Below are 12,632 nucleotides of genomic sequence, written 5' to 3'. Positions count from 1 at the left end.
TCGCGAACAACGAATACTTTATGAATTTAAAACCACAAGACGTATTGATTTTACTCAAGCTTGTAGCACAAGGTGATATGAATTGGGTGTACAGTCGGTTAGCCATGGAGCTTAGTATGAGTTCTTCAGAAATCCATGCGGCTATGAAGAGAGCCCATAATGCTGGATTGATGATAGATAAAGGTGAAACTATCATGCCAGATGCTAAGAATCTTGAAGAATTCATTGTATATGGCTTGAAATATGCGTTTGCTGCTGAACGTGGTGACGTATGTATAGGAATACCAACATCGTATGCAGCTAAACCACTGTGTGACAGAATCATAAGTGATGATGCTAATCCGCCAGTATGGCCAGATGACAATGGCAAAGTCCAAGGTATTGCATTTAGACCATTATATCCTTCGGTACCAGATGCTGTTCGAGTTGATTCTGCGCTATATGAGTTACTAGCATTGATTGATGCTATTCGTGGAGGAAGAGCACGAGAAAGGACAGTAGCAATCAAAGAAATAAAATTGCGTTTTATGCGATATGCTAACCAAAATAGGTTGGGTTATATTCAACACGTCAATAGACGGCGTAAAACCGGATAAATATTATCCCTGATCGTGTATCTCACATGGTGCGCGTAATTCTTCCGGTGTGTTTTCTGGACATACCCCACAGTCTTCATTTCCAGGTACTGCAAAATCAATCTTTTTAGGATAGGGTAAATCTAAACCGTCCATTATCTGGATAAATTCATTAATGGGTTTGTTATTGCCTAATCTCGGGTTTCGCTGTTTTTCTTGTAATACACTAGACACTAAACGGCCTGAATAATCGTGACCAGGGTAGACAATCGTATCATCAGGTAGTGAAAATATTTTATCATGAATACTTTTATACAATGTCGCTGCATCACCTGACTGAAAATCAGTTCGGCCACATGCTTCAATTAATAAAGCATCACCAGTAAACACCATTTGCTGAGTCCCGTTGTCGATCAAATAAGCAAAATGATGATCTGTATGACCAGGTGTGAAAAGAGGGTGTAATAAAATATTACCAATTTTTATAATCTCACCTTCTCGAGCACCGATATCCATGCAAGGTAACTCGCAGACATCAGGATAAATAATTTTACTTTTTGTTAAGGCTTTTAATTTCACTGCAGCAGTTAAATGATCTGCATGAATGTGAGTATCTATAGTGTAATTGAGAGTTAACCCCAACTTGCTAAGAATTTCTAGATCTCGCTCTGTTGTATCAACTACGGTATCAATAAGTGCACAAGCACCAGTCTCTTCACAACCGAGTAAATAAGTATAGGTGCTAGATGTGGGTTCAAAAAGTTGTCGAAAAATCATAGGAATATAATAGATAGAGTTGATGTTATTTATACCACAGTCACTGGATAAATATCGATATGTGCTCCTTTAAACTTAAGTAGATGGTGAAATTTCATCTATGGTAAAGTGATTTACTGAAGAGCAATAGTCGTTTTTTGTATTACATTGGTCTAAATGGAAGCAAGTGTTAATAAGTGTTAGACAAGTAAACAGTATTAATAGCTTCTTTTTGAGTATAAGGGTTTGGAAATTTAATAATATGTGCGTGAGTTGATTCAAATACGGAATCTAACAGCCTTATGAAATCTTTATCTGGTAATTCATTCGACCATAATCCAAATATTCCTTTTGGATATAATTTATTGGTTAAATTTTCAAGGCCATCTTTAGTATAGAAAGAAGCATTACTGTCATTAAGTAAATGACCTGGTGAATGATCGATATCCAATAATACAGCGTGGGCTAATTGATTGGGTTGGCTGCTATCAAATCCACAATTTTTGAGTTTTGCTAATCCATAGAAATCTGCATGCGTAAGTTTACATCTTGGATCACTAATAAGTCTTTCACCTAAAGGTACAAGCTTTTCTTTGTGCCAATTAATCACTGGCTGCATGACATCAATCACATTTAACGACGAAACTGCAGAATTTTCTAAGACGGTTGCTGCGGTATAGCCTAAGCCCAATCCACCAACAATAATGTTTAGATTTTTATTGTCTGGAAAAGTATTCAAAACATTATTAAGGCCAAGAATTGATAACTGTATCTCAGCCTCAGTAAATAGACTGGACATTAAAAATTCTTCGTTTAACTTCACTTCATAGATAATTATATTATCTAATCGTGGCTCAGATCTGCGTCTGAGGCTGATATCTCCTAATGGAGTTTGTTGAAAATCAATTTCTTCAAAAATTGGCTGCATTAAAAACTTGCAGCTTTATCATTAGTCTCCTGACTAGCTAAATATTCTTCATAGGTACCTTGGAAGTCTATAAGCTTTTTGTCTTTAACTTCGATTACCCGAGTTGCAAGAGAAGAAACAAATTCACGATCATGGCTTACAAATATCAATGTACCTTCATAATGTTCTAAAGCAAGGTTCAATGCTTCGATTGCTTCCATATCCAAATGATTGGTTGGCTCATCCATAATAAGCACATTGGTTTCACTCATCATTAATTTGCCAAATAATAAACGATTTTTCTCTCCACCTGAGCATACTTTAACTTTCTTTTTGAAATCATCGGATGAAAATAATAGTCGTCCTAATGTTCCACGAACTATTTCATCATCATGTTTAGGTTTACGCCATTGACTCATCCAGTCGAATAAATTTAAGTCATTATTAAAATCTGCAGTACTATCCTGAGGACAATAACCCAATGTTGCATTATCTGACCATTTTACAGTGCCATGATTAGCTTGGAGCTCATTCATTAAACACCTTAAGAAAGTAGTTTTTCCAGTACCATTCTCACCAATCACTGCTAGACGACTGCCAGCCTCTAGAATAAGATTGCCATTAGTGAAAAGTATTTCATCATCAAAACCATGACTTATTTCTTCTAATACTAACGCTTGGCGATGTAGCTTTTTCGTTTGATTAAAGCGAATGAATGGGCTCACTCGGCTAGAAGGTTTTATATCTTCTAGTTTAATCTTATCAATTTGTTTAGCCCGAGAGGTAGCTTGTTTGGCTTTAGAAGCATTTGCAGAAAAACGACTAACGAATTGCTGTAAATCAGCAATCTGTGCTTTCTTTTTAGCATTTTCGGATTGAGCGCGTTCTCTTACGGCTGTTGAAGCAATCATGAAGTCATCATAGTTACCAGGATAAACACGTAATTCACCAAAATCCATATCTGCCATATGGGTACAAACTGCATTTAAAAAATGACGATCATGAGAAATTACGACCATAGTGCTTTTGCGCACATTAAGCACATCCTCCAACCAGCGAATAGTGTCAATATCCAAGTTATTAGTTGGCTCATCGAGTAACAAAATATCAGGGTCTGCAAATAAAGCTTGAGCAAGTAGTACTCTTAATTTCCAGCCTGGGGCTACTTCACTCATTGATCCAAAATGTAATGCTTCCTCAATGCCAGCACTTAATAGCAATTCACCAGCTCTGCTTTCTGCACTGTAACCATCTAGTTCTGCAAATTGGATTTCTAGTTCAGCGACTTTCATGCCGTCTTCATCTGACATTTCTGGCAATGAATAAATACGGTCGCGTTCTTGTTTAACTTCCCACAGTATTGAGTGACCCATGATAACTGTATCAATCACACTGTATTCTTCAAAGGCAAACTGATCTTGATGTAATTTGCCAACACGTTCGTTAGGGGTGATTGAAACGTTGCCAGAAGAGGGAGCAAGACTGCCATCAAGTATCTTCATGAAGGTAGATTTACCACAGCCATTTGCGCCTATCAGGCCATAGCGGTTACCTCCGCCAAATTTGACTGAGATATTTTCAAATAACGGTTTAGCACCGAATTGCATAGTGATATTGGCGGTCGTGATCAAAACTAAGTTCCTGAAATCGTAAAAGTGATAATTAATTAAATGGCGGTACTATAGATAGTTGTTGTAGTTGCGTCGAGAGAATTTCATTGTTAAAACAGGCGCTACTAACGCATCCAAGTGTGAAAATTTGGGTCCTATAAATTGTTGGAATATCAACCTCATGAGAAGGCGCGAACTATATCAGAAAAATCTTATATAAGACATACTAGTATGCTCGCAGTACGTATTATTAGTTTTATACAGTTTGTATAACTACTTAAACGAGTAAACGTTACCAAATGAATAATTAATAGGCTATATCACGCGTGGAATCAAATAACTTTTCATCATTATCAATCAGTTCAGAGTTAGTAGCTAATATTCAATCATTAGATTACCAGACAATGACGGATATCCAGGCTCAGAGTTTGCCAGATATTCTTAAAGGCAAAGACTTACTAGCACAAGCTAAAACCGGTAGTGGAAAAACAGCAGCATTTGCGATTGGAATTTTAAGTAATTTGGATACTCAGGTATTCATGACGCAATCATTAGTTTTATGTCCAACTCGAGAGTTGGCGGATCAAGTAACTAAAGAAATTCGTCAACTAGCGCGTGCGATACCTAATACTAATATTTTGACTTTGTGTGGTGGCAAGCCATTAGGGCCACAACTGGCATCACTAGAAAGGAATCCTCATATTGTTGTGGGTACGCCGGGACGAATTCTGAAACATATTGGAATGGGAACTCTGTTGTTGGGTGGAGTGAAGATACTGGTGCTTGATGAAGCTGATCAGATGCTTAGTTTGGGTTTTCAGGAAGATATTATGAATATCATTAAGGAAACACCTAAGAATAGGCAAACGTTATTATTTTCTGCAACGTATCCAGTCGAAATAAAAAATATCAGTGATTCTATTCAGACGAACCCTGTAGATGTTCGTATCGAAAGCTTGCACGATAATAAAAAGATAAAACAAACATTTTATGAAATCTCAAAAGGAAGCCGTACAAAAACGCTTGTTACTTTAATCCAACATTACAGACCCGAGTCTAGTGTGGTGTTTTGTAATAGAAAACAACAATGTCAAGAATTAGCCGACGAATTATGGAGCCAAGGATTTCATGTATTAGCATTGCATGGAGATCTTGAACAAAAACAACGTGATCAAGTATTAATTCAAGTCATGAACAAGAGTACGTCAATATTAATCGCTACGGATGTAGCGGCACGTGGATTAGACATTAAAGATTTAGACTTGGTGGTTAATTTTGAATTGGCATTTGATCCGGAAATTCATATTCATCGTATAGGACGAACGGGACGTGCAGATAAAGAAGGTATAGCGGTCAGTTTGTTTTTGAATAACGAAGCTCATCGAATTAAAGCAATTGAAGAATATCAAAAATCTGATGTCATTATTTCTCCAATTACATCACTTAAAACACGTGAACATTTTAAGTTGATTCCTCCTATGGTATCTCTGTGCATTAATGGTGGGCGTAAAGATAAAGTACGTGCAGGAGATATTCTCGGTGCGTTGACATCTACCACTAATCTATCTGGAAAGCAGATTGGTAAAATTAATATTTTTGATCATTATTCCTATGTTGCAGTTGATAGGTCTATAGCAAAGAAAGCATTAAAGATATTGACTGAAGGAAAGATAAAAGGCCGTAAATTCAAAGTGCGTAAAATTCACTAATTTCAACTCAATGAATAAATCAGATAAGTCATCAAAAATGAGATTACTAATTCATGATATTTCATTTGAGTTGACACGAAAGAATGTAAAAAATATTAATTTAAGGGTCACTGCGCCAGACGGGATAGTGAAAGTATCTGCGCCTAAGCGATTATCGCTCGATCTGATATATGATTTTGTTGCTTCTAAATATGACTGGATATTGTTGCAGCAAGAAAAATTACATGCAAATGGTAGTAAAACTAAATTTGCTTACAAATCCGGCGAAAAACATTTTTACTTTGACCAACAGTATGTACTTAAATGCGTCCATTCAAGAATTAAGCCCAAAGTAGTATTAAACAAGTATATATTAAAATTATATATTGATGATCAATCTACACGTGAACAGCGGCAATTAATTATTGAATCATGGTATAGAGATCAGTTAAAAAATCAGATTTCTAGTTTAATAAAAAAATATGAGGGTTTAATGAAATTGGAAGTCTGCGAATTTGGTGTAAAGAAAATGAAGACCAGATGGGGAACATGTAACCCTAGAGCAAAAAGGATTTGGTTGAATTTAGAATTAGCTAAAAAACCGCTTGAATGTCTTGAATATGTAGTATTACATGAGATGAGCCATTTTCTTGAGTCTAACCATAATCAGCGATTTTATAATATTGTTGCTAAATATATGCCTCAATGGAAGGAGGCAGAGGAAAATTTATCTTAAAGTTAATTATATAAGACAACATGTATCCCTGTATTCTCAGATAAACTTAATTTCTAGCGCTTTGGCGTCCTCGACTACCAGAACTCTTCTGATTGTTTGAACGACTTTTATAGGGGGAAGACTTTCTTTTATGTTGTGAAGGGTTTCTTTTATTAGAGGGTTTTTTATTTTTTTGTTGTTGACCTCGCCCAGTATTTATTGGTTCTGCTTTGATTGACGGATCGGGTTCAAAATTAGCAATTGTGACTTTAGGGATCTCTCGCTTAATAAGTTTTTCAATGTCTTTTAATAATTTGTGTTCGTCAATACAAACCAGTGACATAGCTTCACCTTCGTGACCTGCACGACCGGTTCGACCAATACGATGAACATAATCTTCAGCTACATTGGGTAAGTCGTAGTTCACTACGTGTGGCAACTGTGAAATATCTAACCCTCTTGCAGCAATGTCGGTTGCTACTAATACGCGTACTTTGCCAGACTTAAAATCTGCTAAAGCTTTAGTTCTTGCACCTTGGCTTTTATTGCCGTGAATTGCAGCAGCACCAATGCCATCCGACTCCAGCTGTTTCGCAAGACGATTAGCACTATGCTTTGTCCGATTGAACACGAGTACTTGCTCCCAGTTATTTGAGCTAATCAAAAATGACAGCAGTTCACGTTTACGTATTTTATCGACCGGGTGTACAACTTGTGAAACCAAATCGGAAGCTGTGTTCTCTGTAGTTACTTCAATTAATGCTGGAGAATTAAGCAGGCCATTTGATAGTTGTTTAATCTCTTTTGAGAATGTTGCTGAAAATAGTAAAGTCTGTTTATGTTTTGGTACTAATGAAAGCACTTTACGAATGTCATGAATGAAACCCATATCTAGCATGCGATCAGCTTCATCTAGTACTAATATTTCTACATTGGATAAGTCTGCTGTTTTTTGGCTTACATGGTCTAGTAATCTTCCTGGGGTCGCAATTAATACATCAATGCCTTTTATAAGTTTTTGCTTTTGCGGATTAATGCTGACTCCGCCAAAAACTACAGCAGATCGTAATGGTAGAAATTCACCATAGTCGCGCACACTGTCTGCTACCTGAGCAGCAAGTTCACGAGTTGGAGTTAATACTAATGCACGAATAGGTCGTCGTCCTTTTTTATTAACTTCTTTTGAGGCTAACCGATGTAAAAGCGGTAAAGTAAATCCAGCTGTTTTCCCTGTACCGGTTTGTGCACCTCCCATGAGGTCGCGCCCTTCTAGAACGTGAGGAATGGCTTGTTTTTGAATTGGGGTAGGTTCGCTATAGCCTTTTTCAGACACAGCACGAAGTAATTCGGCACGCAAGCCGAGATTTTCAAATGACATTAATAATTTAACTCCAGAGATCAGCCTATTCAAAATTAATTTTGAATCAGTCTAGGCGAAAACAATATTTGTTTATGAGGGAATCGAAGGGGATTACCGCTTGATAAAATGTGCAGACCGAAGTGCACTTAATTGGCGCAGAGTATACATGATGCTTCACAGATTGATACGTATGAATAAAGCTGTGTGATGTAATTGGTTGAGTGATATTTGTTTAATTGGAATTTAGTAAATTAAATCCCATGGTGTAAATGGTAACTCTGTAGAAATTAGAATTTATAATATATAAATCATATAGTTACAACATATATCTAAAGCTAATACTTGATTAATATATTATCAGAATTACTATTTTATTCAGTTAGTTATATAATATTATTTATGTAATTTATAATTTAATTTATTCTTCATGCTGAATCCTATACTTAAAAAGATATCCATACTTCTTTGATACTACCGCTATCAATTGATTGGCGGGCATGTATAATCGCGCGCATTCTGAATGCAAGGATCAGCACGTGACCGACAAACTCCGCAACATCGCTATTATTGCCCACGTTGACCATGGAAAAACTACCTTGGTTGATCAATTATTACAGCAATCTGGCACATTCGATGAACGCTCAACACCACAAGTACGCGTTATGGATTCCAATGACTTAGAGAAGGAACGCGGTATCACCATTCTTTCTAAAAATACTGCGATCCGTTGGAATGATTACCGTATTAACATCGTAGATACACCAGGACATGCAGACTTTGGTGGTGAAGTGGAACGAGTGTTATCGATGGTAGATTGTGTGCTTTTGCTGGTTGATGCGGTAGAAGGCCCGATGCCTCAAACACGTTTCGTAACCCAAAAAGCATTTAATATGGGTTTTTGTCCGATTGTTGTGATTAATAAAATAGACCGAGATGGGGCCCGACCTGATTGGGTGCTTGATAGAACTTTTGATCTATTTGATCGTTTGGGTGCAACTGATGAACAACTCGATTTCCCTGTGGTATATGCCTCTGGGATAAATGGTTACGCAGGTCTTGATGCAAGTGTTCGTGAAGGCGATATGACTCCATTGCTGACCAGTATCATTGAGAATGTTAAGGCTCCTGATGTTGACGCTCAGGGGCCATTTCAGATGCAAGTCTCTACTCTAGATTACAACAACTATGTGGGAGTGATTGGAATTGGAAGAATTAAACGAGGTGTAATTCAATCTAACTCACCAGTTGCCATTGTTGATAGAGAGGGTAAGCAAAGAAGAGGGAAGATATTACAAATCCTGGGTTTCCATGGATTAGAGAGGATAGAAGTAGAGTCGGCTAGTGCGGGTGATATTGTTGCTATTACAGGTATCGATCCTCTCGATATCTCTGACACCATATGTCAGCCTGATGTTGTAGAAGCACTTCCTGCATTGAGTGTTGATGAACCTACCATCAGTATGACATTTCAAGCTAATGCTTCACCATTTGCTGGTAAGGAAGGCAAATATGTTACTAGTAGAAACATCTGGGATCGTCTACAGCAAGAGTTAAAGCATAACGTTGCATTACGTGTAGAAGTTATTGAAGATAGTGAAAAATACAGAGTCTCAGGACGTGGAGAATTACATCTTTCTGTACTGATTGAAACGATGCGCAGGGAAGGCTTTGAGCTTGCTGTTGGTCGTCCTGAAGTGATCACACGCGAAGAAAATGGGGTGATTCTAGAACCATTTGAGCAATTAACAATCGATGTTGAAACTGATCATCAAGGTTCAGTTATGGAACAACTTGGCGAACGTCGCGGTGAACTTAAAAACATGGAACCGGACGGCAAAGGCCGTGTTCGCTTAGATTACATTATTCCAGCACGTGGATTAATTGGTTTTCGTACAGAATTCATGACAATGACCTCTGGCACTGGCCTTCTATATAGCGTGTTTGATAGTTATGGGCCAACCATGCAAAGTGGTATCGGTCAACGACCACGCGGTGTGTTAATTTCCAATGGTCAAGGAAAGGCGGCTGGATATGCGATATTCAGCTTACAAGAGCGTGGACGTATGATGATTGGTCATGGTGAAGATATTTATGAAGGCATGGTAATTGGAATTCATTCTCGTGATAACGACTTAACTGTGAATGCGCTTAAAGGTAAGCAACTAACTAATGTGCGTGCTTCAGGAACAGACGAAAATATTGTCCTCACCCCACCAGTCCCTGTTAGCCTAGAATATGCATTAGAGTTTATTGATGATGATGAGCTGGTAGAAGTAACACCGGTCAGTATTCGTATACGCAAGAAATATCTAAAAGAACATGAACGTAAACGTTCTTCTAAAAAAGCTAGCTAAATAAAAATTCCTAGCAATCTTTACGTGCATTAATATGTGCTGACGCGCCATACTATACTTTTAAAGTATGGAATGTTGTCATGGAAACTACCGTTCAAATTATTCCGCTAAGCAATTTGGCTATTGCCTTTATTCCAGTGTTATTAATTTTAGCACTATTATACAAATGGTCATTGAATGCTCATATTGCATTTTATTCGATTGCACGCATGCTAGTGCAGTTAATTATTGTTGGTTATGTCCTGGTATTTATATTTGAATCGGAAAATTTATGGGTAACAGTTTTAATAATAACTATAATGATCACTGTTTCTAGCTGGATTGCATTACGTACAATTGACAATTTACGAATCAATCTATTCAGATATGTATTTATTTCTTCTCTTCTAGGTGGTGGCAGTGTTTTATTGTTAACTGTTTGGCTGGTGCTAGAGCTTGAGCCAATTTTTAAGCCTCAGTACACAATTCCACTTGCAGGTATGGTCTTTGCTAATACAATGAATACCATGAGTCTAGCTTTAGAGCGTTTAGGTTCTGAGTTAAATAGCCATGGTGATTATATTCAAGCTAGAAATATAGCATTCAATACTTCGCTAATTCCAATAATAAATACTATGTTTGCAGTAGGAATCGTTTCTTTGCCTGGGATGATGACTGGGCAAGTATTGTCTGGCATTTCGCCCTTGATTGCTGTGCGTTATCAAATTTTAGTTATGTGTATGATTTTCTCGTCATGTGCATTATCGACGGCTTTATTGCTTATAATGACTAAAAGTTTTTTCCAGAGAAGTAGCTATTTTTCTGATTTGGATAATTGAGAGATAGGGAAAGCTTTTGAATAGTAATACCCTTGACCATAATCAACACCTAGACTGCGAACAATATCAGCGATTTCTTTATTCTCTACATACTCTGCAATTGTCTTTTTGCCATATGCATTAGCAATATCTGTCACTGCTTTAGTAATAGTTTGATTCTGCTTATTTGTTTCTATATCTTTTATAAATGACCCATCAATTTTTATAACATCAAATGGTAATGTCTGTATGTATTTGAAAGAGCAATAACCTGAACCGAAATCATCTAAAGAAAAAGTGAAACCTTCTTGTATTAATTCTCGCATAAAATCATAACAACGTTTCAAATTACTAATAGCAACTCTTTCTGTTACTTCTATATTAATTTTTCGTGGATTAATATTTTCTTTTTTTGCCATCTCGATAATATATTGGCTGAGATCACTGTCGTTAATGGATAATGCAGAAAGATTGAATGAAAATTTATATTTAGAAGATAGAGAAGAATTATTTTTATTAACCCAGGAAAACAAATTTCTAATAACCCATTTATCCAGCATAGGAGTAAGATTAAAATCTTCTGCCGATTCAATTAATTTTCCTGGTGAAATTACTTCGCCATTGTCCGATTGGCCACGCAATAATAATTCGAAGTGACTAGCTTTTTTAGGATTGTCTAAATAAACTATTGGTTGCACATATAGTAAGAACTGGTCGCGTGCAATCCATCTTTGCAAAGTGATTGCTTCTTGCATATTGTCACTTCTACGTAAGATAGCTGTATTTTCTTCATCATATTCACACACTGTGGAACAGCCATCATATTGTGCAGAATATATTGCTTCATTGACCGCATTTAAAATTTTATCGATATCTTTTGTTGTCTCATCAATTTTAACCAGGCCAAATTTTATATGTAGTCTTATTTTTTTATTATCCCAAGTAACTGGCGCATGACTTAAAGAAAAATTTAATGATTCACAACTTGATTGTATCTGAGCTATCTGGTTATTCATGCAAATGAATCCGAATTCATCATTGCCTAAACGTCCAACAATTGTGCCCTTATCCATTTCGAGTGAAAGTGTTTTCGCAACTACATTTAATACATAATCACCCGCCTTGTATCCGTAAGAATGATTAATTAATTTGAATTGCTCTATATTTGCTATACCAAATACATAATCAGCATTATCAGGTGAATCCGACAAAATTTCTGATAATTTATTGATCAAGCTGCTTCGATCTAATAACTGAGTAACACTATCTTTGTTATAGGTATCTTTACTTTTGAAATTTAACTTTTTTAGCATAGTCCCATTTTGAATAAATAATGTCCTTCAGTAAGGTATCGGCAATTAGCATACTTATTTTAGAAGTTGTGGCGTTTATTTATACATTCAAATGTAATTTGTGTTGAACCATACCGATAATCAGAGATATCGGTATGGTTATCTTGGACTAAGGAAATTATTGATTTATATTGATATATTCAAAAAATACTGACGATTTAGGCAAACGAGGAAAGTGCCTTGAAGAACGAAGATAAAGAAAACGAAGAACATCAAGAACGCCGTAAACGTGAAGATCGTAGAAGTTTACATAGAGCTGTTAGTTTTCCTTACAAGACTAAAGAAGGCTTGGTTATTCTTAAAGATAGAAGAAAAGCTCCTGATCGTCGATTAAATAATATTGCTGTAGAAGATACTGAAATTGATGAAGAAGAATTCATCAAAAAGTATCAAAAATTTGTATAGTTTCATCACATCTCACAATGATCTTGCGCATTATTAAAAGATGCGTGACCACCCGCACATAATATACCAATTACTGTCTGCTATTCTTCATTTGAATTTAATTATTTAAGTGA

General features: G+C 36.4%; 11 protein-coding genes. 6 read left to right on the top strand and 5 right to left on the bottom strand.

Annotated features, from left to right (window positions below):
* Positions 1 to 20 precede the first annotated feature (20 nt).
* Complete coding sequence (locus R8G33_03930; protein MDW3094802.1) at positions 21 to 596, top strand: hypothetical protein; 576 nt, start codon at positions 21 to 23, stop codon at positions 594 to 596.
* 3 nt (positions 597 to 599) lie between these two features.
* On the opposite strand, the gene R8G33_03925 is transcribed toward R8G33_03930, so the two are convergent.
* The 3 genes from R8G33_03925 to R8G33_03915 all read right to left on the bottom strand — a co-directional run bounded on the left by R8G33_03925 (position 600) and on the right by R8G33_03915 (position 3,869).
* On the bottom strand, positions 600 to 1,352 hold the full coding sequence (locus tag R8G33_03925) for an MBL fold metallo-hydrolase (protein ID MDW3094801.1): 753 nt from the start codon (positions 1,350 to 1,352) through the stop codon (positions 600 to 602).
* A gap of 169 nt (positions 1,353 to 1,521) precedes the next feature.
* The gene (locus tag R8G33_03920) at positions 1,522 to 2,259 is read right to left on the bottom strand and encodes a spermidine synthase (GenBank protein ID MDW3094800.1); all 738 of its coding nucleotides are present in this window, start codon (positions 2,257 to 2,259) and stop codon (positions 1,522 to 1,524) included.
* Entirely contained in the window at positions 2,259 to 3,869 is a 1,611-nt protein-coding gene (locus tag R8G33_03915) for an ABC-F family ATPase (GenBank protein ID MDW3094799.1), read from the bottom strand. Before R8G33_03915 ends, R8G33_03920 begins: the two co-directional genes overlap by 1 nt.
* Positions 3,870 to 4,174: 305 nt before the next feature.
* Between R8G33_03915 and dbpA the strand changes: the two genes are divergently transcribed.
* Positions 4,175 to 5,557: an ATP-dependent RNA helicase DbpA gene (gene dbpA / locus R8G33_03910; protein MDW3094798.1), complete on the top strand. Its 1,383-nt coding sequence runs from the start codon at positions 4,175 to 4,177 to the stop codon at positions 5,555 to 5,557.
* A 10-nt stretch (positions 5,558 to 5,567) separates the two neighbouring features.
* Complete coding sequence (locus tag R8G33_03905; protein MDW3094797.1) at positions 5,568 to 6,272, top strand: SprT family zinc-dependent metalloprotease; 705 nt, start codon at positions 5,568 to 5,570, stop codon at positions 6,270 to 6,272.
* A gap of 46 nt (positions 6,273 to 6,318) precedes the next feature.
* Here R8G33_03905 and R8G33_03900 read toward each other — a convergent pair whose 3' ends face one another.
* Positions 6,319 to 7,629: a DEAD/DEAH box helicase gene (locus tag R8G33_03900; GenBank protein ID MDW3094796.1), complete on the bottom strand. Its 1,311-nt coding sequence runs from the start codon at positions 7,627 to 7,629 to the stop codon at positions 6,319 to 6,321.
* A 518-nt stretch (positions 7,630 to 8,147) separates the two neighbouring features.
* Between R8G33_03900 and typA the strand changes: the two genes are divergently transcribed.
* Positions 8,148 to 9,965, top strand: a complete 1,818-nt coding sequence (gene typA, locus R8G33_03895) for a translational GTPase TypA (GenBank protein MDW3094795.1) — start codon at positions 8,148 to 8,150, stop codon at positions 9,963 to 9,965.
* A gap of 80 nt (positions 9,966 to 10,045) precedes the next feature.
* A complete protein-coding gene (locus tag R8G33_03890; GenBank protein MDW3094794.1) occupies positions 10,046 to 10,783 on the top strand; it encodes an ABC transporter permease in 738 nt (245 codons plus the stop codon).
* Here R8G33_03890 and R8G33_03885 read toward each other — a convergent pair.
* On the bottom strand, positions 10,759 to 12,075 hold the full coding sequence (locus R8G33_03885; protein MDW3094793.1) for a bifunctional diguanylate cyclase/phosphodiesterase: 1,317 nt from the start codon (positions 12,073 to 12,075) through the stop codon (positions 10,759 to 10,761). The two genes, R8G33_03890 and R8G33_03885, sit on opposite strands and share 25 nt — an antisense overlap.
* A gap of 219 nt (positions 12,076 to 12,294) precedes the next feature.
* Here R8G33_03885 and R8G33_03880 point away from each other — a divergent pair, with 219 nt between their 5' ends.
* Positions 12,295 to 12,519, top strand: coding sequence for a hypothetical protein (locus R8G33_03880; protein ID MDW3094792.1), 225 nt, complete (start codon positions 12,295 to 12,297; stop codon positions 12,517 to 12,519).
* Positions 12,520 to 12,632 lie beyond the last annotated feature (113 nt).

The sequence above is a fragment of the Gammaproteobacteria bacterium genome (assembly GCA_033344735.1).
Taxonomy (GTDB): domain Bacteria; phylum Pseudomonadota; class Gammaproteobacteria; order UBA4575; family UBA4575; genus UBA1858.
The sequence above is the reverse complement of the archived record's forward strand: the minus strand, read 5'-3'. Positions and strand labels throughout refer to the sequence as shown.